We start from the raw sequence: 26020 nt of genomic DNA, 5'->3' as shown, positions 1-26020 counted from the left end.
GCTCCTGCCATGGCGTTACGCACTTAACGGCGCAACCGTCCTCTTTGTTCCCCAATGCCGTTAAGCCGTCCCCAGAGCAATCACAGCAAAAGAATGCAGACTTAGTAGATTCGCCTGCCCCAGCAATGCACTGTGGTTTGTCCTTAATCTCTAAGGCTTACCTGCACAACACCAACGGCCTGTTAATTACCCAAGAAAAGTGGCAACATTGGGCGGGTGAGTAAAAAAGACACCGCTCCCGAATCAGCACTTCTGGGCTCCGCAGGCAACCCGTTGCGTCGTAAGCGTCGCACATTTGACCAGTCGGACAAGCTCAAAAACGTTCTGTATGAAATCCGTGGACCGGTGACTGCGTTAGCCGAGAAAATGGAGCTAGATGGGAACACCATCTTGAAGCTCAACACGGGCAACCCAGCAATCTTTGGTTTTGAAGCCCCCGACGTCATCATGCGTGACATGATCGCGGCGCTTTCTACGTCGCAAGGCTATTCCACGTCAAAAGGCATCATTCCTGCCCGGCGCGCCATCGTCACACGCTACGAGGTCATACCTGGCTTCCCTGCCTTCGACGTAGACGACGTGTATCTGGGCAACGGTGTTTCTGAGCTCATCATGATGACCATGCAGGCTTTGTTGGATAACGGCGATGAGGTCCTCATCCCGATGCCGGATTATCCACTGTGGACCGCTGCGACCTCGCTGTCCGGCGGTACTCCTGTGCATTATCTTTGCGACGAAGACGACGATTGGAACCCCTCCATCGAGGATATTCGCTCAAAGGTCACAGAAAAGACTAAGGCCATCGTGGTGATCAACCCCAATAACCCCACGGGCGCTGTTTATTCGCCCGAGGTTCTCCGCGATATTGTCCAGGTAGCCAGGGAACACGATCTGCTCATTCTGGCCGATGAGATTTATGACCGTATTCTGTATGACGGCGCCGTCCACACCAGCATCGCTACGCTTGCCCCCGACTTGCTGTGCATCACATATAACGGATTATCCAAGGCCTACCGGGTTGCCGGATATCGAGCAGGCTGGATGGTTATCACCGGCCCTAAGCATTACGCACACGGTTTTATCGAGGGAATCGACTTGCTCTCAGGGACCCGCTTGTGCTCCAACGTGCCGGCTCAGCACGCTATTCAAGTAGCTCTGGGCGGACGCCAATCTATCTATGAGCTCACCTCCGAAGGTGGCCGTTTGTTGGAGCAGCGCAACGTCGCGTGGGAGAAGCTCAACCAAATTCCCGGAGTCAGCTGTGTAAAGCCGATGGGAGCACTCTATGCGTTCCCCAAAATTGACTTGGATTATTATGACATCCACGATGACGCACAGCTCATGCTCGATCTGCTTCGCGCAGAAAAAATCCTCATGGTTCAGGGCACGGGCTTCAACTGGCCTCAGCCTGACCATTTCCGTGTGGTCACACTCCCCTGGGCAGCCGATCTTGCTGTAGCGATGGATCGTTTAGGCAACTTCCTCTCTAGTTATAAGCAGTAAGGGATTAGCGATAGTGGGAAGACACAGTATGGCCCGAGGAACGAATCCGCCGCGTTCAAAGCGGACGCCACAGCAGCGTCAAGTCTCGCAACAGCCTGGACACAGCGCTCGCAGTGTGCAACCTGCGCCACGTCGTCGTTCCACGGGCAACAGCCGTGTTCAGGCAAGCAGCCGCTCCATGGCAAGCAGCCGCCCCCACAACGACCGCGTTCAGGCGCGTAAACACCAGGTGGGAACCCCTCCTCGGGGAGGCAGTCGGCCTCAGAGGAGAAACCACTCCCAATCACACAATCATTCCCTCACGCAGAGCCGTTTCCGCTTTGACCAGATCAGCAAGTTTATTAAGATAACGGATCTTTATTCCGGGACGTCGCGCATTGATACATGGCGACGCCTCCTCCTTGTGTTCCTTGCTGTCTGGGCAATAGTTACTGTCATAGGCGTCTTCAAGTTATGGCCCAGCGGTGAGCCTAATATCGCCCCTGAGTTTTATAAGACCTTTAGTCTTGGGCAGAACCAAGTAGACGGCGAGATCGTCGCCGAATCAAAAGGAAGCTGCACGGCACCGGAATCTGGAACAGTATTCACTACGTCGCCACGCATTACCCCAGGTTCAGATTCCTCCTGTACCTGGTATATCGCTGAGATCACCGAGGGCGACGACGCCGGCAAACGCACGCTTATTGTCAATTCAGGGCAGCCAGGCGAAGCGACGCTAGCCACCGGCGATCACATTCGTTTACTCCAGGCACAATCTAACGATGCTTCTGTCCATTACTCTTTCAGCGACTATCAGCGCACTGTTCCTCTGGCGTTATGGGGCATTCTTATTGCCGGAGCCATCATTCTTTTTGCGGCATTGCGCGGCCTGCGTTCTCTCATCGGCCTGATAATCACCATGGTGGTAGTGATCACGTTCACGCTGCCCGCGCTGCTTTTGGGGACTTCTCCCACGGGGATAGCGATATTCAGCGGGGCCGTTATTTTGTTCCTCGTTGTATTCCTAGTCCACGGTTTTAATTGGAAGTCTGCCTCGGCGTTAGGCGGAACGCTCCTTGCGCTGCTGCTGGCAGCACTACTGGCCAACGTTGCCATAGACAACACCCATCTCCGAGGCTTAGGCGATGAAGGCAACCTGCAGATCCTCTTGTATTTACCAGACGTATCTGTCACAGGTTTGATGCTGTGCGGCTTTATTATCGGCGCGCTGGGCGTGCTCAATGATGTCACCATTGCGCAGTCTTCTACCGTCAACGAGCTCGCAGAGCTTGATCATAATGCTTCCTGGTGGCGGCTCTTCCTAGGCGCTATGAAGGTGGGGCGCGACCATATTTCTTCTATGGTCTACACCTTGGTCCTGTCCTACACAGGTGCTTCCTTACCATTGCTGCTTCTCTTGTTTGCTGCTCAGCGACCATTCCTACAAACTTTGACCAGCGATATCATGGCCACAGAGCTCTTACGTTCTGGTATCGGTGCGCTTACGCTCACACTCGCAGTGCCTTTAACTACTGTTATTGCTGCTCTCACCGTCCCTGAGCAACGGGCAGCGGCGCAATAGTGTTCGTATTCTCTCCCACGCTGGGTGGGCATTCTGCTCTATGTTGCATATTATCGATTGCATGCAGAAACACTGGGAAACCCGAGTAATCCTTTTTACAGCACAGTTAGCCACTATCTGGCTGATTATTGGACTGATACTAAAATATATAAACATTAATCTCATTAGGGATATTAGTTTTGGTTTTTTCTTAATCGGCCTCCCCAACTTCCCCACTCTATTTATCACCATCCTCATGGTCTTACTCACATCGGGGATGCTGCGCGGGCACCGAGGGGCGTTGCTGTTTTATCTTCTGGGATTCCAGGTGCCGGATCTGCTTTCTGGCATCTTGTTCTTCGTCTTGGGTCTCTTCAACGATCCCGAGATTACCGGTGATAATGCCAAGTACACGATTATCGCGTTCGCAGTTTCCACGCTGTTTTCTCTGTTCTATCTTGTTTGCGGATACCGCGCGCTTAAAGACTTCCCAGCTCGCGTTGTTGGTTCCTGGGTGCGGGCTCTCAGCACGCTCATCGTTGGCCTCATTATCTCGTTTGTTGTGATGTGGGGTGTGCTGGTCTTGCAGGAGCATCAAGACAGCAGCATAGCGGCAGCCTGGTCTTTCTTCACTGCCATCGGCCTCAGCCCTTCAGAACCGCCTTTCCCAACTGAGCTGCATAGCCCGCACTTTATCCGGGTTATCGGTGGCATCCTTTCCTCCGTGGCGCTCTTTGCCGCCATCGCTATTCTCTTTGGTTCGCGCAGGCATGATGCAGCAACGGCTGAGGAACAGCTTCTTACGCGTAAGTTACTGCTTAATCCCCCGTCGCCGGATTCACTCGCTTATTTTTCCACTCGCTATGACCGCAGCTTGATCACCTCCCCGGATGAAAAGGCTGCCGTGTCCTTCCGCGTTGTCGACGGTGTATGCCTTGCCGCTGGTGACCCCCTCGGTGATCCAGAATCCTGGCCTGCGGCTGTGGAAAACTGGCGTGAGCATAGCCGTAAGAACGGTTGGGTTCTCGGTGCTGCTTCTGTCTCAGAAGCCGGCGCGAAAGCTTATGCTGCTGCAGGCATGAGCGTGATTACGCTTGGTGATGAGGCAGTAGTAGACGCAGAGAACTTCCATCTCAAGAATATGCCGGAGGTTCGCAAGGAGATAGCCGGACCGCGTAAAGCTGGCTATACCGTCCGGGTGCAGCGTCAGTCGCAGATCCCCGCTGAAGAGCTTCAGCATCTCTCCCAGCTCGCTGAAGCTTGGCGACGCGGCGACGAACGCGGATTCACCATGGCGTCTGGCCGCATCGGCGATCCCCGTGACTCGCGTACTGTCATAGTAACCGCCCACGATGCTGACGATAACGTCATGGGCCTGCTCTCCTTTGTTCCGTGGGGACGCCGTGGGCTTTCCCTTGACGTTATGCGCCGCAATCCTGATGCCGTCGGCGGTGTCACAGAGTTTATGGTGGTTGGTCTGGCGCAGGAAGCCGGCAACCTTGGAATATCCAAGTTTTCCCTAAACTTTGTTACCTTCCGCGAAGCTCTCGATCGTGGTACCTATGTAGCGGCTTCCCTGAGGGAGCGGCTGCTGCTCAAACTGCTTCTCCTGTCTTCTCGCTGGTGGCAGATCCAATCGTTGTACCAATCCAACGTCAAGTATCATCCGCAATGGCAGTCGCGCTTCCTATGCATTGATCATGGATTCCACACGGCCCGCGTCCTTATTGCTTTTGCTAGCGCCGAGGGTTTCTTGCCTTGGATGAAGGAATATGGGTCTCCTGTGGGCGACCCTCAGGAGATCGCCGCGCTTGAATCCGCGGCTCTTATGCCGGCTATCGAGCCGCCAGCTTTATCGGCCCAAGAGCGCATGCGCAAGACAAAGCTGGAGGAGCTTGAGTCACTCAGCATGAGCCCCTACCCGCCGGCTGTGCCTCGGACTACTTCTATTAAAGAATTGCTCGCAGCAGATGCGACCCACACCGTTTCAGAAGCGCCGATCTCAGTCACCGGTAGAGTCGCTTTTATCCGTGATCATGGCGGAGTGGTCTTTGCGGATTTGGTTGAGGAGCACACAAAGCTCCAGCTAGTGATTGAGCGCAGTGCAGGACAGACGATGACCTTGTTTAAGCACTTGGTCAGCCGCGGTGACCTCATTTCTGCCACAGGTCAGTTGGGGGAGTCTCGCAACGGTACTCGTTCCCTCATTGTCTCTTCCTGGGATATGGCCGCTAAATCGCTTACGCCGATGCCTCGCGTCCCGCTCAGCAACCCGCACTTGCGGGCAAAGTTCCGCCACATGGACTTTGCGCTTAATAAAAAAGCTACGGATATCTTCCTTGCCCGTTCCAAGGCCGTCAGCGCAGTACGCTCCGTGCTGCAAGAGCAGGGCTATATGGAAGCCGAAACCCCCATTCTGCAGACCATCCATGGTGGTGCAAATGCTCGCCCCTTCAGGACTCATATCCGAGCATACGATCAAAACCTCACGCTCAGGATCGCGCCCGAGCTGTACCTCAAGCGCCTGGTGGTCGGCGGCATCCCTCGTGTCTTTGAGATAGGAAGGAACTTCCGTAACGAGGGCGTGGATTCCACCCACAACCCCGAGTTCACGTCGCTGGAGGCCTACCAGTCTTATGGCAACTGGGACACCATGCGGGTGCTTACAGAAGAGCTGATTCGTTCCGCAGCAATCGCCGTCTACGGGAAGCCAGAGGTGACTACGGCGGACGGACAGATCCTTGATCTCACCGGATCCTGGCCTGTTGTTCCTGTGTATGATGCGGTGTCTGAGGCCGTCGGCAAGCATATTTCCCCAGACGCAGATGTTTCCGAATATGCAGACATCGCGGAGAAATACGGCATCACCGCCGCCACCGTGGGTGATCTGGTCAACGAGCTTTACGACGAACTCATCGAACCCAACACCGTCTTCCCCACCTTCTACGCTGGATTCCCGGTGGAGACTTCGCCGCTCACAATGGCAGATCCAGATCAGCCGCGCATCGCCCAGCGTTGGGACCTTGTAGCCTGCGGGATGGAGCTAGGCACCGCCTACACAGAGCTCGCGGACCCGCTGGAACAATACGCTCGTCTTTCCGATCAGTCTCTACGCGCCGCTGGCGGCGACGCCGAGGCAATGGAATTGGATGAGAACTTCCTCAAGGCGCTGCAGTTTGGCATGCCGCCCACAGGCGGCCTAGGAATCGGAATTGATCGCTTGGTCATGTTCCTCACCGGCCAAAACATCCGCGAAGTTCTCTCCTTCCCCTTTGTCAGACCAGATACGGACGGATCAGCTCGGGGTTGTTAACCGGGAACATATGATTCTCGCCGCGTAGGAACACAGTTTCTGCGCGGAGTTGTTCCCCTAGCTTTTTCTGAGACTCCAAAAAACCACGCTGCAAACCCAGGCCTGCGCCTACAAGCAGCGTAGTTTTTGCCATTGGTGCCGGGTTTTTCCCCTCAAAGGCAGTAGCCAAACGGCGTTGTCGGGCCTCTGCTTTGAGGAATTCATCAAAAAGAAAACGCGCGTTATCCCGGCCGCCATAGTGTCGGCGCAACTCAGAAAATTTGCTGTTCAGATCACTACTCGTCAGCTGGGTGAGCTTATGGCCCAAAGGAAAAAGCTCGCCCAGGGCCACGCTTGTGCCCTCCTTAAGCCATTCGGGCACAAGTCTCCTACGCACGTGCACGGGCTCGGAAGGATCAGCAAGCACCAAGCGATCGACTTCCTGGGGATACAACCATGCCCATTCCATTGCCACCAAACCACCAACGGAGTGGCCAAAGATGTTGATTTTTTCACCAGGTTGTAAATGCTCACGCAAATCTGCGATGGAAGAGCTTAATGGCTTCTCCCAACTATTGAGGATTTTGGCATCCAACCCCGAAACAAGCTCTTCGTAATTATCTGTTGGGCATGCCCACCCTGGTAGAACGATCCACATGCTTAAGCAGAATAATCGAAGATGTGACGATGAGTATGCAGGCAAAAATAGCCTGACCTCGTTGCTCGTATCCCGTAGGTGCCTGAATTGCCATCGCAAAAAGCAAAGACGCAGTTGAGACTATAAAACCGACCCCGGCAAATACGGGGATAATGGCCCACTTTCTAGGAGAAGAAAGTTTCTTCCAGACGAAGATGATGGCCGCTATAGCGATCATCATGTGTCCCGCAACAGCCACGCTTGAGGCAAAAACATGGGCATTAAGATGCGACTGCACTGGGCAGCTGGGAAGCGACTCCGCGCAAGGAAGCGGATACATAACGTCCAAGATCGTGGCAGCGCTGGCCACAAGCAAGCCGGCCACGACCACTTTCTGATGCCATGTCCACCGAGTACGCAGCGCACTGTCAAAAATGAAACAAAGTGCACCAGCGATGACAAAAACGGCGGAAAGTACATCACTACCAGCAAAAATCCAGCGCAGTGAGCTATCTGCCGCCGCATATTCTGAGAGATACGCATACTTGGGGTTCAGCGGATAGCCATAGATGGCTTCCGTAATAAAAGAGGCGTATGCCAACCCACCAAGAATCACCAATATCTTTCCGAGGTATAACATGCGCATTGGGTGATTCTAACGCACGGATGCTGCGACGCGCTCGCTGAAATGGCCAAAGGCCTGCCATCCATCACGACGGCAGGCCTTCTTATTCTTCTCTTTACGCTTATCGGGTATTGTTCGCGCCCGGTTTTTTAGCTGCAGATGTTGTTCCAGTCGCTCTGGACTCATCTTCCACATCCGTCTGTCGGGTTTCGCCATGATGCACCTCCTTTGTGCGCGCCTGTTAAGACTAGCCCCTCCGTCCACGCTGGTACAGCGCCCACCCAGACCACCGAGCCCTGTCCATAACATTCCTGGCGTCAAGGATGTTCTTCTTCCGAACCAATCCCGCGGCAAAGTCCGGGTCCAGGGAGACAAACTCCGGCCATTCTGTGGCAAGGACGATCGCATCGGCGTCGATAAGCGTATGCGCAATAGATTCCGCATAATCGAGTTCTGGTGCCACGCTGCGAGCAGTTCCCATCGCCTGCGGATCATACATGCATACCCGCGCGCCTTTGTGCGCGAGCTGCCGAGCCAAGGCCAAAGCCGGCGACTCCCTCACATCATCTGACCCCGGTTTGAAAGCACAGCCCAAAACGCCACCCGCGCGCCACGCAACTTTCCAAGCATCTGGTTAAGCGCATCAACATAAGTTTCAGGCAGTTGCCGATTGAGCTTCTCCACTCCCGACAGCAACTCCGCCGCCCCTGAAGCCCCGTTCTCTCTCGCCGTGGCAGCGAAACCTCGCACGTCCTTGGGCAGGCATCCGCCGCCAAACCCCAGACCGGAACCCAAAAAATCGGCACCAATGCGGGCATCACAGCCCATCGTCTGTGCAACCGCAACCACGTCCCCGCCCTGCGCCTCACAGACCTCCGCGATCGCATTAATAAAACTCACTTTGGTGGCCAAAAAAGCATTAGCTGCTAACTTGGACAGCTCCGCCGATGCAAAATCCGTAACAATCATAGGAGTACCGCCAGACAACGCATCCGCGTACACCTCCGACAGCATCTCGACTGCCCGCCCCTCAGGGCGGCATCCCACCACGATGCGATCCGGCCGCAGCGTATCCCCCACCGCATGGCCTTCCCTTAAAAACTCGGGATTCCACGCGAGTTCCACGTCCGCGTCCGGGTGACTCAGCTGCGTACACAGCCTCTCCAGCCGTTCCGCAGTACCCACCGGCACTGTCGATTTCCACACTATGAGGTGCGCCCCACGCAGTAGCGGCACCAAGGAACGCAAGACTGCCTCAACGCATCCCGTGTCAATGCTTGCCGACGCCAGCGAGCCCGGCGTTCCCACCGTAATAAAATGCACGCTCGCCCTGTGGGCTGCTTGAGCAATATCGGCAGTAAAATCCAGGCCACACCCATTGTGGCGCGCCAATAGCTCGGCGAGAACTGGCTCGAAAAAGGGCGGGTTCCCGGCGCGTAGGGCAAGCACTTTTGCCGCGTCTATATCAATACCCACAACCTCGTGGCCCAATTCGGCCATACAGGCAGCATGAGTGGCACCAAGATACCCCGTCCCGATGACGGAAAGCTGCATCTGACTAAGTACGGAAGTTCAGATACGCCTTTGACGGGGTAGGACCACGCTGTCCCTGGTACTTAGATCCCAAGGCGCCCGTGCCATAGGGTTTTTCTGCGGGAGACGTCATCCTAAACAGCGCCAGCTGGCCCACCTTCATCCCTGGCCACAGGGTAATAGGAAGATTAGCCACATTAGACAGTTCCAACGTGATGTGACCCGAGAAGCCAGGGTCAATGAATCCTGCAGTAGAGTGCGTCAACAGGCCTAAACGTCCCAGTGAAGACTTCCCCTCCAAACGCCCCGCGATATGGGCAGGCAGCGTAAATTTTTCCAAGGTCGCTCCCAGCACAAATTCTCCGGGGTGCAAGACAAATGGCTCACCCTCCGGCACTTCCACCAGACTAGTCAGCTCATCCTGCTGCAGCATCGGATCAATGTGGGTGTACTTGGAATTGTTAAAGACCCGGAAGAAGCGGTCCATGCGGACGTCAATGGACGATGGTTGGATCAACTCTGGGTCGAAAGGCTCAATGTTGAGCTCACCAGCGTCAATTGTGGCTCGAATATCGTGGTCTGAATAAAGCACGGCACCAGTCTACGTGTTTCACCGCCCCCCTTTTTAACAACACCCCGAACTATTCGTGCTAAACTAACTCTCGTTGCTTAAGCAGTCCTGCTTCTTAGCAGTATGCCGATGTAGTTCAATGGTAGAACATCAGCTTCCCAAGCTGAATACGCGGGTTCGATTCCCGTCATCGGCTCCATTTTTGCGTCGGAGCATGGTAGATACCACGCTCCTTTTTGCTCCTTTGAGCAGTCATCCCCCGCCCCCGCTAAAACCTGCATTTCCATAGACATAAACCCCAAATTCGACCGCAAAAGGCCCTTTTGTCTATGGAAATGCAGGTTCGGGTTTAAGATTCCTTAGGTTTTGTCGTTTTTGAGAACGATAGAAAACCTCACATTTTAAAAATCCCCATCAATGTCAGCGACCACCACTACCTTCTGGTTCACAAATTCATGTAGCCCCAGATCGGTGAGTTCACGGCCAAATCCGGAACGTTTGGTTCCGCCAAAGGGGATGTCTGCTTTCACACCAGTGGGTTGATTGATATACACCATGCCGGTATCTAGACGACGCGCAATGGCATAAGCTTTATCTTTATCTTCCGTAAACACGGATCCGCCCAGCCCAAACGGGGAAGAATTGGCTATCTCCACAGCATGATCTATGTCTCGGGCCCGGTAGATCTGAGACACTGGCCCAAAAAATTCAGCGTGCGCGGTGTCCGAGTCAAGGGGGATATTGGTGAGAACCGTCGGCGGGAAGAAAGCGCCACGCTCGGGTACTGCTGCCCCTAGGTCCTCTACTGTTGCGCCTTCGCTGCGCGCTTTTTCCACTAGCTTTCCAAGATCATCGGCTGCCTGCTGGGACGATAAAGGCGCTAGCTGAGTCTCTGGGTTCATGGGGTCCCCGGCTTTTAGCTCCGCCACTTTCGCCTTGTACTTGTCTAGGAAGTCCTGATAAATCCCCTCTTCAACGATGACTCGCTTAGAAGAGCAGCACACCTGCCCGGCATTCCAATGTCTGCCAAAGACAGCCCATTCAACGGCCTTATCCAGCTGAGCATCATTGAGCACGATAAAGGCATCCGCGCCGCCTAGCTCAAGGGTCGACTTTTTCACATGCTTTGCAGCGATAGCGGAAACCACTGCACCTGCTGCTTCTGACCCGGTGAGTGCCACTCCGCGGATGCGGGGATCGGAAATGATCGTCTCCGTAGCGTTATGATCTGCAAATACGTTAACCAAGAGTCCTTCGGGAGCTCCTGCTTCACGGAACAGCTCAACCATCTTCAACGCCGACTGAGGCACATTAGAGGCATGCTTGAGAATGATCGTGTTGCCTGCGGTAAACTGCGGTGCACCAATGCGAATTACCTGGTAATAAGGGAAATTCCAGGGTTCCACGGCATAAAGAACGCCCAGAGGTTCATTCACTATCTGCACGTCTTGGGCACCAAACCCCTGTGCGGGCAGATAACGCGGAGCTAGCTGCGATTCGCCGTTCTCCACGTAGTAGCGCAGCATGCTTACACAAATATCTACCTCTGCCTCGGCTTCTACAAGAAGCTTGCCCATCTCTAAGGTAAGGGTTTCCGCATACTCGCGCTTCTTGGCTTCCAGAATCTCTGCGGCTTTGGCCAACACCTGTACTCGCTCCGAGACAGGCTTAAGGCTCCATTCTTTAAAGGTTGCATCTGCACGAGCAATGCCGTTTTGGATGTCCTCTGGGGTAGCCGTGGGGAACTCTTTGAGTACTTCACCGGTGTAGGGATTTGTGGTCTTATACGCCATGTACGTCCTCCTAGGATCTCGCCTGAGCCTCGAACTTTGTCAGCCCACACTACGCCTGCTTTAAAACAAGCGCAGTGCTTCCCAGTCGTGATATTCGTCCCCTTTTGAGGCTGCGCAACGCAAGCAAAAATACCTAGATACGTTCAAAATGGCAGTACGCAAAAATGCGCGCGGCCAAAGAACCGCGCGCATTCGCTTTTTCTTAAGAACAGGTCACAATCGGGGACGGATCGTAAACGGTGGTCGTAGTTTCTCGCGAAATTTGGTTGCCACGTAGATCACGCACAATCCGGGTATCTGATGTGGTAAAACCTTGTGCACCACCTGAAGGCGTGCAGTCTGGACCAGATAGTTTGATCGGCCTTGGTGGGGTGTAGTTCCAGCGTCCTCCATTGATGGACTCCACGTTGACAGTCTTTACCCCTGTGAGCTTGACGGTCACGTTTCCGCCACCTGCGGATGTCACGATTCTGACGGGGTACGGGGAGGTGTTCTTAAACTGTAGGTCGATAGCCCCCTCATAGACCGTGGCCTCACGTCCGGCGGGATAGCGCGAGATATAGAAGCTGTGATTGGTGTGAGCTACATCTTGCATCCCTGCGAAGTAAGAGGCGTTGTACAAAGTGGTGGCAAATTGGCTGATGCCGCCTCCTACCGCTTTATCTGCGCGTCCATTGAGGATAACGCCGGATTCCACAAAGCCCTGCGCCCGTCCGCGCGGCCCCGTATAACCGTTCAGCGAGAACGTATCCCCCGGCGCGACGATTGCCCCGTTGACCATTTCTGCAACGCGAGCGATGTTCACGCCTGACGCTTGGGAGTAACCGCCCGTGGTGAATTCACCAACGACCTCATCAAAGGTCGCTCTTTCCGCCTGCTCAGTGGTAAAGCTAGCGGGCTGGTCAATATAAACAGCGTCGAAGTTTCGTTTGTCCTTGGAGGTCACACGCTCAGGGAAGTTTTCCAGTGTTTTCTCCCAGTCAATGGTGATTCCATCTGTACTAGGGGTGACCACCTTGGTTCCACCGCTGAAGGTGATATTAGCGTTTTGCCGTTTTACCTCTGTCACGCCGAGATTTTCCAGGAAAATGCCTTTAGCCGCTTCGACATTGATCTCCGGCTTCAGCGAATCATTATCCGGAACAAAAGTGAGAACCTCGGCTAACCGTTCCACGGGGATGAAACCGTCAATGTTATCGCGCCCATGGAGAACTAAGGGCCCCTGAAGTGCCGCGTTGGCTGTTTCCTCGGCCTTTTTGAGGGCAGATTCACCAATCGCAGGCTTAGTGGTAGTTACCTTCACGTTCACTCCGTTGGGCTTTAACCAATCGGAGACAACCGCACTGTTGAGCTCCTGGCGGCTCAAAGTCTGCCCGTTAACGGATTTGTGAGAGTTCACCTTGCCGCCGTGGATGTCCACGCTGGCGTCCTGAGGCGCGGGGGTTAGTTCTTTTTCCACACGATCCAGTTGCGGGGTCAGCTTAGAATCGTCCACGGTGGAGACAATATTGATCTCATGAGTGGTAAAGAAGCTAGCCAAGCGGGTGAACGGGTTGATAGATTGCGCGCCCGCACCGTCAATCGTTTTCTCCCAATCTACGCCGAGCCCTGCGGCCTCAGGCGAGATGCTGGAGTGTTGTTCTCCCGCGGTGATCTGTACTTGAGAACTAAGCGCCAGTCCCTTTTTAAGCGTCGAGATGGCCTCATCTTTTCCCATCCCGCCGATGTCGATGCCGCCAACGCTTGTCCCTCGGGGGACGGATCCTTGGTTGATCACATAGTCCGTGCCATACCCGACGCCGCCGAGCAAAGCGATCCCTAGGACCACTCCTGCACCGAACTTAGCTGCCTTCTTTGAACTCACTCACACCAACTTAGTAGACGCAAGGCGCTGCCCACTATTCCAAGAACCTTAAAGTTCTGCTGTGCAATTTTTTCGCCGCATGATTCTAGTGGCCAAGAACCCCTTATAACCTTTATCAATCCTGATTTCATGGGGTTTCTCCATGCGATTATCACAGCATAATAATTTTTTACTTAAGTCTTCCCAAAGGCATTAAACAACACCAACCCGGCGTACCGACTCTTCAAATTGAGCCCTGGGATACGTGCCGGTTTCCACGGCAGCCACGGTAGCGTCGATAGCTTCTTTAAGCCCCGCAGTGGTCACCCACAAAGCCTGATCTGCGCCAGCTTGCAGCGAGGCCACTACGGCTTGAGGGATAGGCATAACCCCGGTGATTGCTCCCATAGCAAGATCATCCGTGTAGACCACGCCGGCGAAAGGACGCCCATCACGATAAGCCCCAGTGCGTAGTAACTGGTATGCGGCCGGATTGAGGGTGGACGGAAGTCCGTTCTGGGGAGCGCCTAGATCAGGAACCACCATATGCCCGAGCATCACGCCGGCACCGGGGACATTAATCCGGCCATAAGGAACTAGGTCAATGTTTTCCAGGTCACCTAGAGGGGGCGTGAATACCTGTCCTGTGTGTGAATCGCCACTGGCGCGGCCATGCCCCGGGAAGTGCTTAAACACTGGCCGGACCCCAGCATCAAGCATTCCTTGGGCAAAAGCTGTGGCGTATTCCGCATCAATATTTGGGTCTGCGCTAAAGGCACGATCGCCCACAACGTCTAATCCAGCGTCTATATCCGCGACCGGAGCAAAATTCACGGTCACTCCGTGAGCCAGCAATGAGTCGCCCATCGCTTTGGCCATCCCTCGAACCTGCTCGGGGTTCATGGTTTGTGCCATCACTTGGGGCGAGGGGAAGGTTCCCAGAATTCCCTGATGCCGGAGAACACGCCCTCCCTCAAAATCGATCGAGACAGAAAAGTCTCGCCCCACGGCCTTACGCAGCGCCTGAATGTTTCTATCCGGAGCGGTGAGAAGATTGGGATCGGTGCCGGACCCTATGAAGATGCCCCCAGCGCCTTGGTTTAGGGCAGCAAGGGCGTCGTCGTAATTGCTTACGCCCACCATCATCAGGCTCGCGGCTTTAGCGCGGACGTCCTCAGGCTGTGGTTTTGCGCTTGCAGGCGCGCTGGTTTCCTGCGTTGTTAACGCAGTGGTGGCCTCAGTGCTGGTGGGATCCGTATTGGTTCCGGCGTCGCTACATGCAGCGAGCACACCGAGGAGGGCGGCGGCGAGAAGTCGTTTCATGTGCATTGCCCATCCAGTAAACCACGGTATTGTTACATGTATGGCTTTTGAATCCGATTCTCTTAACCGCCGCACCCTCGGCCCCACCATAGCCAGCGCCGTTATCGGCATCGCGGTGGGCATTGTGGCTGTGATCGGTGTGTCGCTCGTGGATTCTGGGCCAGCCAACGGCACCCCACACGCGGATTCTTCGGTACTCGGCGACCCGGAGTATGGCTCACGTCAGTAGACCCGGCTTTGATATCCACTGTGCGCACAAAGGCTAGAACTTTAGCCGACTTCCTGGTGGCACAAGCGTCACTGCTCTTGTTGTTTTTCTCCCGCCGGCCTCATTTTTCCGGCTGGGTATGCGCCGCGCTGGTGAGTTTTTCCCAACCCTGGGGGCTCACTGCCGCAGACACAAAACACGATCTAGTGGCCAACCCGGCTCATTTTCTCAGCGCGGCTCTTCATCCATGGACTGATATTTTCCCCATGGGGCAGCTGCAAAACCAGGCTTATGGCTATCTCTTTCCTCAGGGAGCATTTTTTCTCCTTGCCTCCCCGCTTCCGGATTGGGTGGCCCAGCGCCTGTGGTGGACCTTGCTTCTGGGCTTGGCCTTTTCCGGATTTTTATTACTCACCCGCCGGATAGGGGTGGGTTCTAGCGGCTCACGTGTATTAGCCGCCGCGCTGTATGCGCTTTCCCCCCGAATTCTGACCACCCTGACGGCGATCTCTTCAGAGGCCTGGCCAGTGGCTTTAGCCCCCTGGGTGCTGTGGCCGCTGATCCCGGTGGCTGGGGCTGCCCATAACAACGCCGATCGGCGACTTCCCGTACAAGGCCTCTCCGGTGTCGCAGCATCGTTACTCGCGGTAATAGGCATGGGTGCGGTGAACGCGACGGCTACGGTGGCCGCATGCGTTCCTGCCGCGTTGTTGCTGCTGTGGCTGCGGCGCTGGCGATTTTTTGCAGTGTGGTCTGTTGGGTGCGTTGCGGTGAGCCTGTGGTGGTTGGTGCCGCTAGCCATCCTGGGGGCTTATTCCACTCCTTTTACTGACTTCATCGAGAACTCCTTTGTTACCACACGCTGGCTCAACGCTGCCGAGGTCTTACGCGGCACCACCTCATGGACGCCTTTTGTAGAGACGGAGCGGGAAGCCGGTCATGCGCTTGCAACCAGCCCCTACTTTGTCGTGGCAACACTAGCCATCGCGACGCTCGGATTGATCGGGTTATGCCGGCCTCACCTGCGGCTTCATAAGTTCTGGATGTTGTTGCTCTTTGTCGGCGTGATTATTATGTGCGGGGCACATTTAATCCCCGAGCTTCTCGACGGCCCCGGCGCCGCTCTCCGCAACGTGCATAAATTTGATCCGCTTTTGCGGTTACCACTGTGCATAGGGCTTTCCCACGCTGTTCACATTCGTTTCACTCGAGGAGTTCCCCAGCAGCGTGCAGCAATCTATGCTCTCGTAGTCCTGGTGGCAGCTGCAGCGGTTTCTCCTGCATGGTCGGGCCGCTTGCTCCCCTCCGGAGCTTATAGTCAGGTCCCCTCTTATTGGTCAGAAGCTGCGGATTTTCTCAATGAGAAGGCCTCAGGGACTCGCACGTTGATACTCCCCGCTGCTAGTTTTGCCCGGCAAAAATGGGGCTGGACCAGAGACGAGCCGCTACAGCCGCTATTGTCTGTCCCCTGGCTTGCCCGCGATGCTGTGCCCCTTGTGCCCCCGGAGGCGATCCGCACACTCGATGGATCCCTTGCGGCTATAGACAAAGGCGCGCTGAATGAGCTACCAGCGCAGCTCGAACGCCTCGGCGTTGGCGCTCTGGTGCTGCGGCATGATCTTGATGACTCGGTGGTGGGAACAACCGGAACAGCCCTCACGTTGAACAAAGCTCAACAGATCTTCCCCCACGCAGAGGTCCGCACCTTTGGCAAAATCGATGTAATTGTGTTTGCCCCTCAACGCAACATGCTGCTTGCCGACGCAGAAAAGGCCGCCCCCACCCCAACAAAGATCGCAGGAGGCGGCGAAATCCTTCCGCTGCTTCCCCGCGGGCTCTACGAGCTCACCAATAAAGACGCAGAGATAGTCACGGATACCCCGATGCTAACCGCCCGCAACTTTGGCACCATACAGTCCGCGGTCTCGGCTCCCCTTGTTTCTGCCGATGAAGCCCCGGACGTTAGAAGAACGGTGCTCGATTATCCGTCGCAAGGCTTATACACGCGTGTCGTAGAAACCGGCGGCAGCGTGACAGCATCCTCGTCTGCCGCCGACGCCACTGCCTTTGGCGGCGCTCACCCAGAGCGATCCCTTACCGCCGCCGTTGACGGCGATCCAGACACTGCGTGGTTCCCCGCACCCGGAACTCAAGAAGGCCAATGGTTGGAACTACAGGCGCACTCCGATAATCCAACGCTCAGCCTCACCACCACCGGCGCTCCCGCCGCCCTCACCATAAGCAGCGCGGGAGCACACACAAAGGTAAAAATAAAACCCGGCATTCCCACCACTATCAAAGTACCGGGTGGTCCTACGGATGCCGTGCGCATCACTCTAGGACCACAACAACCCACAACAACGGGATCCGGAAAAGTAGGGATCGCCGAGGCTGCGATCAAAGATGCGCCAATCCGGCGAGTGGTCACGGTACCGGAAGCCCCCATGAGCGTCCGAGAGTTTCTCTTTCAAAAGGTCACGGTGGATACCGGGGTGATCATCAGGAGTTTTAGCCTTCCCAAGGATCTCACGGTTCAGCTATCCCAATCCGATTGCAATCAACCCACGTATATCGACGGCACCCCCCATACCTGCGGCAACGATATCCAGCTTACAGCCGGTCACCATGAGGTTCGCACCCGTTCCAACTGGATTCGCCTCACCGAACCAGGTTTTTCCCCTGAGATTGGCCTACGTGATCTCGCGCGCGGGGAAGTAATCCCAGCCGCAGACCATGACAGAATTCTGGTGACCACACGCGCTGCCAACAAAGGCCTCAGGGCGACTTTAGAAGACGGCACAGAACTACGCCCGGTGGAATTTAACGCGGCGTCGCAAAGCTTTATCCTCCCATCGGGTGCACACGGCGCAGTAACGCTCAGCATGAGCGCGGATACCACCTATCGTCGTGGGTTACTAGGCGGCGGAGCACTTGCGATAGCAATCGCGCTAGGATGCGGCTTAGTCATCAGCCGCCGGCGTCGCACCATCGAGGCGCCTGTCAAAGCCTGGCCAGCGCCCATACTTCCGATTATCGGCACGGCTGCTACCTGCTGCGTCCTAGGAGGCTGGGGGCTCCTGATACTTCCAAGCCTCTGGGCTATCCGACGTTTTACCACCATCACCCCCACCGGCATCGTTGCTGCAATGACGGCAATCACCGCGCTCTGGCTAGCGCGCAGCCCCTGGCCCAGCGCCCATTACTTTGATCTTGTGCCCTTTACAGACGTGTTATGTTGTCTGGCTTTGCTGTGTCCCCTGTTTACAAAAGAAAAGCCTCAAGATGCCCCTTAAGCTCTTTCAAGGCCACGGTATTTTGTTAAAAGAAGATTCTGCTCCACCAATGTAAAACTCACCGCTGCCACAATAACGCTTCCTACAAAGCAGACCACAGTAACAAGAAGGAAGTGTCCGGAAAATGGTGCGATCCCCAACAGCGGGAAGACCACCGACAGCACCGGAAGGTGCCAAAGAAATAGCGAGTAACTCCACCGACCAAGAGTGAGCAGAAGTCGGCTACCAAGAATCGATCTCTGTGCGCCGCCGGTTCCCCATGCATAGGGCAGCAATATCAGCGCCCCGAAAAGGGCACCGGCCAGGATTTTTCTCACAAATTCCCCGGGGGTGGGGTGCGTTAATCCCTGTGGCCCAAACCATGGTTGTCCCGCAGCCCATGCCACGCCGAGCGCAAGCATCCACCAAGGCCATGTGACGTTAAAACCTCTCCACGCAGTTATTTTTGTCCCCTCCAGCTCCGCCGCAATAAGGCCAACGGCAAACCAAGGTGCGTAGGAGGGCGGGAAAAGCTGAAAGTTGATTCCGCCAGCAATATCAAGAGGCCAAGGCACCGCCGCCCATCCAATGCCTAGCGCAAAAAACCCGAGGAAGCACAGCAAGCGCATGCTTTTCGACGTCCCCCGCAGCGCCCACACCAGCGCCGGCAGGAAAAGATAAAACGCCACCTCAACGCTCAACGACCATAGATGGGTTAAGCCACCAGCAAGGCTGTGTGCTGGGTAAATTTGAGTCAGCGTGAGGGTAGTTACAATCGTGCGCCAACCCGAGCCAAAAGAATCAGGCAAGAACGCAAAAACGAGTAAAACACATGCCCAATAGGCAGGAAGGATGCGTATGGCGCGGCGACGAAAATAAGAGAGCGGGGAACCCGGGTGATTGCCACGCCATAGCAGGAATGCTGAGAGGCCAAAAAATACTGCGACAAAGAAATCAAAGCGCGCAAGTATCGCTCCCGCAATCTCCGATTGACTCACTCCGGTTTGGAAAGCCGTGTGCGTTAAAAGTACCCCGATAGCAGCCACACCTCGTAGCCCCTCAAGCTGGGGGAGGAAGTTTCGCGTGCGCGATGGGTACGATGGAGACACTTTAAGGGATTATAGCGGAAAGTAGAGAGACATCAGGGTGATGGACAGCAAAGACACCGGTGTAAATACTGCTGGTACGGGTATACGGAATACCCTATTTGCACGTTCTGAAAAGCATGCACGGCGTGCCCCTATCTTTGCCTTTGTGGCAGCAGCCGTGCTCTTTATCGTTGCAGCGGCTGGCCCGGCCCTGATGATCAGCCGAATCAAGCCTATTCCGGTGGATACTACTCGCCAGATCACTACCACTCCTGCGGCTACCACTCTCTATGATCCGGAAGCTCCCTGCCCTCCCGATGCCCCACAAAGCTGTTTTGTGGTTAATACCACCACTCAATTGCATCGGGAAATTAAAACGGTAAAAACTGATGTTCGCGACGAAGTAGACCTTCACGTAACGGACAACCTTGTGCGCACAGACACCCAAAAATCCATCGTCGATATTGATGACAAACTGCGTCTTATCAGGCACTCCACCTATCCGGTTCTGGATTTTGCCTCTCATATGAAGGTCATGGCGCCAAGTCTCAACCTGAGCTTTGATACCGGCGATTTTGCCCGCGATGGGCTCCAATACTTTTATCCATTCCACACGGAACGCCGCTCGTACCAGTTCTTTGATCCCATCGCTCAAAAACCCTGGCCACTGGATTACGTGGAGGAAAAAAATGGGATTTACATGTTTACCCAGGATATTCCCGCCACCGACCTTGCCAAAGCCGCGACGCGCTCCTTCACACAGCCCGAGGACATCTCCGACGAGCCCTCTATGGAGGCCACCACTAGCGATCTCAGCAAAGAACAGCAAGACCATGTACACAAGATGCACATCACTGCCCCAGCGTCTAAGTTCTACGGCGAGGGCCGTGCCGGCACGGTCAAGCTCACCCCGTATTACACGGTCAAGCGCACACTGTGGGTGGAGCCTAAGAGCGGTGTAGTGGTCAATCAGAGCGAAGACGTGTTCATGTTCTATGCCACTGATCAGCAAGACGCAGACGCTACCGCGCAGCGTGGTCACGATCCTATGCGCACAATCTTAAAGACCAAGCTTCAGTGGGACGCCACCACACAAGCGCATGCCCACGATGAAGCCCAGCCGACAGTGGACACGCTACACCGGCTGCGTATCGGCGGTTTCGTGGCAAAAATGCTTGGTTTTGCGCTGCTCGTGGTAGGTCTGTGGCTTGCTGTACGCCGCCCCCATGACGTTTCTACGCACGCCTCCTAGCATGTCCGTTCCCGGCGCGCGTTCTTCATCATATCTGCTCGTCGCATGGACCGCGATGCTGATAACTCTGCTCATGTGGGCCTTGTGGCTGCCTTCCGGCTGGTTCGGGATGCTGGGCCTACGCGACATGGTAGTGCTCAATCATCCAGCACTTACCGCCGGCGCCCTGGGTTTTGGTGATCTTCCGGCACGCAATGCGCCTCAAGACGGAGTACTCGCACTGTTAAGCCATGTGATCCCCGCTACCTGGATAGTCAGGGTGCTCTTAATAACGGCAGCTGTCGCCGGCGCCATCGGTGCTGCACGGCTGGGTAGTACTTCATGGTCACGGGCCGCCGCGATAACGCTTACCTTGTGGAATCCATTTGTGGTGGAGCGGCTCTTGCAAGGTCAGTGGTCTTTGGTAGTCGCCGCGTGGTTATTGCCGATGGTGATCACGGCCTCGACACCGGGGCGGATTGCAGCACTGTGGCTGAGTTCTTTAACTCCCACGGGGGCTGTTATAGCCACTACTACTGGCTTGGTTGCTGCTCGTTCTAAACTTCCCGTCCTGCTAGCCGGTGTGGTCGCCAGCGTGCCCTGGCTTATACCTAGTCTTGTCACCGTACCCATGTCTTCCACAACGGCTTTCCTCGCCCGCGCGGAAACCTGGACAGGCACGGTAGGTGCGCTTATGGGTCTGGGTGGCATCTGGAACGCTGAGGCAGTTCCCCCCTCACGGTCTGCGGGTTTTGCGGTGTTTGGGGTAGTGCTATGCGTACTCACCTTCTGTAAGGCCCCGCGGCGGTGGCAGCTACTCGGCCTCTTCTCAGTGGTGGCCTGTCTTAGCCTGAGCACTCCGGCTGGAGAATGGGTGCTCACAAATGTTCCGGGCGTTAGCCTTTTCCGTGATTCCCAGAAGCTCATCATGTTGCTTATACCAGCGTTGGTCGCGGGCGCGGGCAGAATGCGGTGGCGCCCACTTGCTATAGTCACCCTCTTTCTTGTTATCCTCCAGATTCCTGATGCCCCGGTGGCCCTCAAACAGCTCGCCCCGGTGGCCGAGCGTCCCTGGCCGAGTTCCCAAGGAGATCTCCTCTTTCCGGATTCTCGGGGGTTGGTGACTTACCACGGGCGCACCATGGTGGACCCTCGAATTAAAGCCCAATCAAGTGTGGAAGCAGGAGGGCTAGTTGTGGATGGTGCGCTGGTAGACGATCTTTCCCCCCGGTATACGGCTGCGCTCGAGGAGTGGCGTCGTGGATGCACAGAGTGTCTTAGAAAACGGGGCATCGGGGCGGTGGTGACGTCGACAAGCTCCGGCGAAGAAACCATCACTGAGATCGGCGGCCGCACCCACCGCAGACGTAGTTACTGGGTAGGGGTCTCACTCGTAGTGTTGTGGCTGACAGTAGGCGCGGGTGTTGTCGGGGTCTGGGCCGTGCGCTCGATAAGTTCGAGGAAGCGGCGGCCGGTGTCCTCCCAGGAGTAATCCTGCGCTGCTTCATAGGCTAAGGCGCCCAAAGCTTCTCGACGATCCGAGTCCGCCAATAGCCGGCGGGTCTCCGCAATAAATTCATCCCGATCCCCGACCAGCACGCCGCCTTCCCGGACAGAATCCACAAGACCGCCCGAGGAACGATATCCGATGGTTGGTACCCGGTGCTGAGCTGCCTCGATCACCGCCAGCCCCCAGCCCTCCTTGCGGGAGGGCATAAGATGTATCGCCGCACGTTCTAACAGGGCGCGCTTATATTCCTCAGAAACCTGCCCATGGAAGACCACCCGATCTGCAATATCTTCCGCTTTATCCCGCAATTTGCGCCCCCACCAGCCAGAACCGATGATGTCTAAGACTACGCCGTCAAGAGAGCGCACCACCTCGATGGCATCCTCAATACGCTTATGTGGTACCAGGCGCGAAAGTGTGACCAGGTGGAGTCGGCCATCGTCTTCCAAGCGTATGTGCGCGGGCGGATGGTCCACCCCATTGCGGATGATTTCCACGCGCGCCGGGTGTACGCCCAGGCTCACTAGCTCATCCTTGCTGGGCTGTGAAACCGTGACATATTGCAACGACTGGTGCACTCGCGGAGATACCTTAGATTCCAAAAACCAGCCGAGCTTAGACAGGATCTTCCCGGCTACCGGCCACTGCTCACGATGGCAGTGATGAGTAAGCAAGATGGTGGGCTTACCGGAAAACAGCGCGGCAAAGAAAGGGATCCCGTTTTGGGTATCCACCACAACATCGACTCCCCGCATGGTGCCGCAGCCCAGGCGTCCGGCGAGCATTCCCAATGCGGCTTTGGGATAAACTCCAAACTTGCCACCACTGCGGGAAAATCGCACTCCCTCGCGCATGCTGCGCCGGGGGGCATCCGGGTAGGAAGAGGTACGGAAGATGACCTCGTGCCCGTGGCGTGCACAATATTCCGCGACGCGCTCGAGGTAGCGCTCGCTACCGCCGCCTTGAGGGTGCGTCGTATCACGCCAACATAATAAGAGGATCTTCATATCACAACCCACCCTAGAGCATGAAAAGATAATCTCCATGGCGAAACCACCACAGCACACTGCAAAGCTTGCAACCCTGCGTCGTTCCCTCAGGCTTCTGAGGAGTTTTCGCCATGAACAAACAGCCCCTGATAAATTTTACGCGCCACTGGCAGCAGACACGGCACGCCTTATAACAAATCTGTGCAAAGACGCCCGATCTTCGATGGGCAGCGTCTTAGACGTTGGGGGCGGGCCCGGCTACTTTGCTGATGAGTTTGAACAACGCGGGGCCTATTACGTTAGCGTTGAACCCGACGTCGGGGAGATGTCTGCGGCGGGGATCACCATAGCGAACGCTGTCCGCGCTAGCGGGACCGCTCTTCCCTTTGCCTCAGATACTTTTGATGTGGTGTATTCCTCTAACGTGGCGGAACACATCGCTGATCCGTGGGTCATGGGGGAAGAGATGCTGCGGGTAACGCGACCGGGTGGCCTAACAATCCTGAGCTACACCGTATGGCTCGGCCCCTTTGGAGGGCATGAGACCGGCTTATGGCAGCACTATATCGGAGGCAATTTTGCCCGGGATTATTACAGCCGCCGGCACGGGCATCCGCCCAAAAATATTTTTGGCACGTCCCTCTTCAACGTCTCGTGTGCTGCGGGGTTGCGTTGGGCCCGTAAGCTTTCCGACGCGCACCTGATCCTGGCTTTTCCGCGTTATCACCCACGCTGGGCGTGGTGGCTGGTACAGATACCGATTCTCCGCGAGTTTCTTGTAAGCAACCTCGTGGTGGTCCTAAAAAAACCAGAACTCCCTTAAAATTTCGGGGAGTTCCGGCGCAAACAGCAAGAGTTACTCTGCAGCAGCCACGCGCTGCTTCAAGGCCTCAAATTGTTCAAGCACCTCTGCGGGTACTGCCGATCCCTTGGAACCAAGGAACTCAAGGTACTGCTCGTTATCCTCTAGGTCACCCTTCCATTGAGCAGCAGGGGCAGAGAGGGCTTCTCTAACGTCTTCGATCGGGGTGTCCAGACCAGTCAGATCAAGGTCCTCTACGCGCGCGGTGTAACCCGCGATGGTTTCCTCGGCCTCTACGCGGCCTTCAATGCGGTCCACGATCCACTTGAGAACGCGGCTGTTGTCTCCGAACCCGGGCCACAGGAAGCGTCCGTCGTCGCCACGGCGGAACCAGTTAACAAGGAAGACAGCCGGCATCTTGTCGCCGCCCTTCTTACCCATGTCGATCCAATGCTGCAGGTAATCCGCAGCGTTGTACCCGATAAACGGCAGCATAGCCATGGGGTCGTGTCGCAAAGCGCCCACTGTCCCCTCTGCAGCAGCCGTCTGGCCGGAAGAAAGCAGCGCACCGATCATGGTGGCGTGATCCCAGTTGTGAGCCTGAGAAACCAGCGGCACTGTGTCTGGTCGGCGTCCACCGAAGAGGATCGCGGAGATAGGAACGCCTTCTGGATTGTTGAACTCGGGGGCAGCAACAGGGCACTGCTCTAGCGGCACGCAATAGCGGGAGTTCGGGTGGCTAGAAGGCTGATCGCTCTCCGGGGTCCAGTCGTTGCCCTTCCAATCGATAAGGTGCTCAGGTCGGTTTTCCAGCTCTTCCCACCAGACGTCGCCATCGTCGGTAAGCGCAACGTTAGTGAAGAGGGTGTTGCCAGGCTCCATGGTCTTCATGGCATTGGGGTTAGAGGAGTAGTTGGTTCCTGGTGCTACGCCGAAGAATCCATTCTCGGGGTTGATGGCGTACAGGCGTCCATCCTCACCAAAGCGCAGCCATGCGATGTCATCACCAACCACCTCGGCCTTCCATCCCTCGATGGTCGGCTGCAGCATGGCCAGGTTGGTCTTGCCGCATGCCGATGGGAACGCCGCAGCAATGTAGTAGACCTTGTCTTCTGGAGAGGTGAGCTTGAGGATGAGCATGTGCTCAGCCATCCAGCCCTCCTCTTTTGCCATAACAGAAGCAATGCGGAGCGCGTAGCACTTCTTGGCCAGGATGGCATTTCCGCCATAACCAGAGCCAAAGGACCAGATCTCCTTGGTCTCTGGGAACTGCGTAATGTACTTAGTCTCATTGCACGGCCACGGAACATCTTCCTGACCAGGTTCCAATGGCGCGCCCACGGAGTGAAGACACGGAACAAAAGAACCGTTGTCGCCGATCTTGGCAAGCGCCTCGGCCCCCATACGAGTCATCACACGCATGGAAAGCACCACATAGGCGGAGTCAGTGAGCTGAACACCGAGCTTTGGCGCGGGATCGTCGATAGGTCCCATGCAGAATGGAACTACATACATGGTGCGCCCCTTCATGGCACCACGGTATTGTTCCGTCATCTCGGCTTTCATCTCTACCGGATCAGCCCAGTTGTTGGTGGGGCCTGCTCCCTCTGGGGTAGAGGTACAGATAAAGGTACGAGACTCAACGCGTGCGACATCCGCAGGGTTGGAACGCGCAAGGAAACTATTTGGGCGTTTTTCCTCATTGAGACGAATAAGTGTGCCCGCTTCCACGAGCTCCGAGGTAAGTCGATCCCACTCCTCCTGAGAGCCATCTGCAAAGACGACTTGCTCCGGCTGGAAAAGCTCTACATTCTCCGCAATCCAATTCAGCAGTACTTCATTCTTTGTAGGGGCTTCACCCTTAAGGCCCTTAATGGACACGGTGGACATCGCTTCTCCTGACATAATTGCGCGTGTCAATTGACTGTTCTTCCTCACCACACAGTAGCCGTTAAGACGCAAGGAGAGGAACACTAACTCAGAGATGCGCATCACAAAAACCGCCCATTTGCAGCTCCACCCCGATATTCGCACCAGATCGAGGGAAAATCTTTGAAAATTCCCCCTCACACATCCACCCTTTTCGGGGGCAAGACCACGCAAAACATTCATAGAACACTACAAATACTCGCACGCGCTGCAGTTTTATCAAGGAACACCGCGCGCAACACTAAACACAAAGCCGAAGCTCTCATCGAACCATCAACGCCCACTAGAGCCCCTCGCTACAGACGCTCCTCCCCCGAAACAACTTTCCCAT

General features: G+C 55.7%; 17 protein-coding genes, 1 tRNA gene and 2 pseudogenes. 9 read left to right on the top strand and 11 right to left on the bottom strand.

The annotated features are described in order from the left end of the window. The first annotated feature begins 216 nt into the window (after nucleotides 1-216). Genes CpATCC19410_RS03480 through lysX form a run of 3 tightly spaced genes read left to right on the top strand, consistent with a single transcriptional unit; the run spans nucleotide 217 to nucleotide 6356 of the window. Nucleotides 217-1503: a pyridoxal phosphate-dependent aminotransferase gene (locus tag CpATCC19410_RS03480; protein WP_013242783.1), complete on the top strand. Its 1287-nt coding sequence runs from the start codon at nucleotides 217-219 to the stop codon at nucleotides 1501-1503. Between the two features lie 28 nt (nucleotides 1504-1531). Next, nucleotides 1532-3064: a YibE/F family protein gene (locus tag CpATCC19410_RS03475; RefSeq protein ID WP_013242784.1), complete on the top strand. Its 1533-nt coding sequence runs from the start codon at nucleotides 1532-1534 to the stop codon at nucleotides 3062-3064. Nucleotides 3065-3104: 40 nt separating this feature from the next. Further along, entirely contained in the window at nucleotides 3105-6356 is a 3252-nt protein-coding gene (lysX, locus tag CpATCC19410_RS03470; RefSeq protein WP_013242785.1) for a bifunctional lysylphosphatidylglycerol synthetase/lysine--tRNA ligase LysX, read from the top strand. Here the strand turns inward: lysX and CpATCC19410_RS03465 are convergent. The 5 genes and pseudogenes from CpATCC19410_RS03465 to dcd all read right to left on the bottom strand — a co-directional run bounded on the left by CpATCC19410_RS03465 (nucleotide 6319) and on the right by dcd (nucleotide 9722). Continuing rightward, entirely contained in the window at nucleotides 6319-6930 is a 612-nt protein-coding gene (locus CpATCC19410_RS03465; RefSeq protein WP_014300996.1) for an alpha/beta fold hydrolase, read from the bottom strand. The two genes, lysX and CpATCC19410_RS03465, sit on opposite strands and share 38 nt — an antisense overlap. 22 nt (nucleotides 6931-6952) lie before the next feature. Further along, the gene (locus CpATCC19410_RS03460; protein WP_013242787.1) at nucleotides 6953-7618 is read right to left on the bottom strand and encodes a DUF998 domain-containing protein; all 666 of its coding nucleotides are present in this window, start codon (nucleotides 7616-7618) and stop codon (nucleotides 6953-6955) included. A 9-nt stretch (nucleotides 7619-7627) separates the two neighbouring features. After that, nucleotides 7628-7813 (bottom strand): hypothetical protein, encoded by a 186-nt coding sequence (locus tag CpATCC19410_RS03455; protein ID WP_014401430.1) that lies wholly within the window; start codon nucleotides 7811-7813, stop codon nucleotides 7628-7630. A gap of 31 nt (nucleotides 7814-7844) precedes the next feature. Continuing rightward, nucleotides 7845-9151: pseudogene (locus tag CpATCC19410_RS03450) on the bottom strand (UDP-glucose dehydrogenase family protein). 4 nt (nucleotides 9152-9155) lie between these two features. Beyond that, the gene (gene dcd / locus CpATCC19410_RS03445) at nucleotides 9156-9722 is read right to left on the bottom strand and encodes a dCTP deaminase (RefSeq protein ID WP_013242789.1); all 567 of its coding nucleotides are present in this window, start codon (nucleotides 9720-9722) and stop codon (nucleotides 9156-9158) included. Between the two features lie 104 nt (nucleotides 9723-9826). Between dcd and CpATCC19410_RS03440 the strand changes: the two genes are divergently transcribed. Further along, nucleotides 9827-9900: transfer RNA gene (locus CpATCC19410_RS03440), tRNA-Gly, on the top strand. A gap of 202 nt (nucleotides 9901-10102) precedes the next feature. On the opposite strand, the gene CpATCC19410_RS03435 is transcribed toward CpATCC19410_RS03440, so the two are convergent. The 3 genes from CpATCC19410_RS03435 to CpATCC19410_RS03425 form a co-directional block, all read right to left on the bottom strand. Then, nucleotides 10103-11494, bottom strand: coding sequence for an NAD-dependent succinate-semialdehyde dehydrogenase (locus CpATCC19410_RS03435; RefSeq protein WP_014522483.1), 1392 nt, complete (start codon nucleotides 11492-11494; stop codon nucleotides 10103-10105). A gap of 202 nt (nucleotides 11495-11696) precedes the next feature. Beyond that, nucleotides 11697-13358 (bottom strand): VanW family protein, encoded by a 1662-nt coding sequence (locus tag CpATCC19410_RS03430; RefSeq protein WP_013242791.1) that lies wholly within the window; start codon nucleotides 13356-13358, stop codon nucleotides 11697-11699. A 192-nt stretch (nucleotides 13359-13550) separates the two neighbouring features. Next, nucleotides 13551-14750 (bottom strand): glycoside hydrolase family 3 N-terminal domain-containing protein, encoded by a 1200-nt coding sequence (locus CpATCC19410_RS03425; RefSeq protein WP_501039786.1) that lies wholly within the window; start codon nucleotides 14748-14750, stop codon nucleotides 13551-13553. Between CpATCC19410_RS03425 and CpATCC19410_RS03420 the strand changes: the two genes are divergently transcribed. Both CpATCC19410_RS03420 and CpATCC19410_RS03415 read left to right on the top strand, forming a co-directional pair. Then, complete coding sequence (locus CpATCC19410_RS03420) at nucleotides 14659-14889, top strand: DUF2613 family protein (RefSeq protein ID WP_501162023.1); 231 nt, start codon at nucleotides 14659-14661, stop codon at nucleotides 14887-14889. The genes CpATCC19410_RS03425 and CpATCC19410_RS03420 overlap by 92 nt on opposite strands. A gap of 8 nt (nucleotides 14890-14897) precedes the next feature. Continuing rightward, a complete protein-coding gene (locus CpATCC19410_RS03415) occupies nucleotides 14898-18161 on the top strand; it encodes a DUF3367 domain-containing protein (protein ID WP_014401434.1) in 3264 nt (1087 codons plus the stop codon). On the opposite strand, the gene CpATCC19410_RS03410 is transcribed toward CpATCC19410_RS03415, so the two are convergent. After that, nucleotides 18158-19249: an acyltransferase family protein gene (locus CpATCC19410_RS03410; RefSeq protein ID WP_014367750.1), complete on the bottom strand. Its 1092-nt coding sequence runs from the start codon at nucleotides 19247-19249 to the stop codon at nucleotides 18158-18160. The genes CpATCC19410_RS03415 and CpATCC19410_RS03410 overlap by 4 nt on opposite strands. A 40-nt stretch (nucleotides 19250-19289) precedes the next feature. Here CpATCC19410_RS03410 and CpATCC19410_RS03405 point away from each other — a divergent pair, with 40 nt between their 5' ends. Both CpATCC19410_RS03405 and CpATCC19410_RS11110 read left to right on the top strand, forming a co-directional pair. After that, nucleotides 19290-20480: a PorA family protein gene (locus tag CpATCC19410_RS03405; protein WP_013242795.1), complete on the top strand. Its 1191-nt coding sequence runs from the start codon at nucleotides 19290-19292 to the stop codon at nucleotides 20478-20480. Then, nucleotides 20455-21867, top strand: a pseudogene (locus tag CpATCC19410_RS11110) (MmpA family trehalose lipid delivery protein); the annotation flags it as partial. The gene CpATCC19410_RS03405 and the pseudogene CpATCC19410_RS11110, both read left to right, overlap by 26 nt. Here CpATCC19410_RS11110 and CpATCC19410_RS03395 read toward each other — a convergent pair. Beyond that, nucleotides 21831-22976, bottom strand: coding sequence for a glycosyltransferase family 4 protein (locus CpATCC19410_RS03395; RefSeq protein ID WP_086591954.1), 1146 nt, complete (start codon nucleotides 22974-22976; stop codon nucleotides 21831-21833). The pseudogene CpATCC19410_RS11110 and the gene CpATCC19410_RS03395 overlap by 37 nt on opposite strands. A gap of 37 nt (nucleotides 22977-23013) precedes the next feature. Here CpATCC19410_RS03395 and CpATCC19410_RS03390 point away from each other — a divergent pair, with 37 nt between their 5' ends. After that, nucleotides 23014-23781 (top strand): class I SAM-dependent methyltransferase, encoded by a 768-nt coding sequence (locus CpATCC19410_RS03390; RefSeq protein WP_013242798.1) that lies wholly within the window; start codon nucleotides 23014-23016, stop codon nucleotides 23779-23781. A gap of 33 nt (nucleotides 23782-23814) precedes the next feature. Here the strand turns inward: CpATCC19410_RS03390 and CpATCC19410_RS03385 are convergent, their stop codons facing one another. Continuing rightward, on the bottom strand, nucleotides 23815-25650 hold the full coding sequence (locus tag CpATCC19410_RS03385) for a phosphoenolpyruvate carboxykinase (GTP) (protein WP_013242799.1): 1836 nt from the start codon (nucleotides 25648-25650) through the stop codon (nucleotides 23815-23817). Between the last annotated feature and the right edge of the window lie 370 nt (nucleotides 25651-26020).

The sequence above is a fragment of the Corynebacterium pseudotuberculosis genome (assembly GCF_002155265.1).
Classification (GTDB): Bacteria; Actinomycetota; Actinomycetes; order Mycobacteriales; family Mycobacteriaceae; genus Corynebacterium; species Corynebacterium pseudotuberculosis.
The sequence above is the reverse complement of the archived record's forward strand: the minus strand, read 5'-3'. Positions and strand labels throughout refer to the sequence as shown.

Bases quoted from the DNA above. Each gene is read 5' to 3' on its own strand.
- CpATCC19410_RS03475 (WP_013242784.1), top strand. From the start codon at position 1,532: ATGGCCCGAGGAACGAATCCGCCGCGTTCAAAGCGGACGCCACAGCAG.
- lysX (WP_013242785.1), top strand. From the start codon at position 3,105: ATGTTGCATATTATCGATTGCATGCAGAAACACTGGGAAACCCGAGTA.
- CpATCC19410_RS03460 (WP_013242787.1), bottom strand. From the start codon at position 7,618: ATGCGCATGTTATACCTCGGAAAGATATTGGTGATTCTTGGTGGGTTG.
- CpATCC19410_RS03455 (WP_014401430.1), bottom strand. From the start codon at position 7,813: ATGGCGAAACCCGACAGACGGATGTGGAAGATGAGTCCAGAGCGACTG.
- CpATCC19410_RS03435 (WP_014522483.1), bottom strand. From the start codon at position 11,494: ATGGCGTATAAGACCACAAATCCCTACACCGGTGAAGTACTCAAAGAG.
- CpATCC19410_RS03420 (WP_501162023.1), top strand. From the start codon at position 14,659: ATGTGCATTGCCCATCCAGTAAACCACGGTATTGTTACATGTATGGCT.
- CpATCC19410_RS03425 (WP_501039786.1), bottom strand. From the start codon at position 14,750: ATGGTGGGGCCGAGGGTGCGGCGGTTAAGAGAATCGGATTCAAAAGCC.
- CpATCC19410_RS03405 (WP_013242795.1), top strand. From the start codon at position 19,290: ATGGACAGCAAAGACACCGGTGTAAATACTGCTGGTACGGGTATACGG.
- CpATCC19410_RS03395 (WP_086591954.1), bottom strand. From the start codon at position 22,976: ATGAAGATCCTCTTATTATGTTGGCGTGATACGACGCACCCTCAAGGC.
- CpATCC19410_RS03390 (WP_013242798.1), top strand. From the start codon at position 23,014: ATGGCGAAACCACCACAGCACACTGCAAAGCTTGCAACCCTGCGTCGT.
- CpATCC19410_RS03385 (WP_013242799.1), bottom strand. From the start codon at position 25,650: ATGTCCACCGTGTCCATTAAGGGCCTTAAGGGTGAAGCCCCTACAAAG.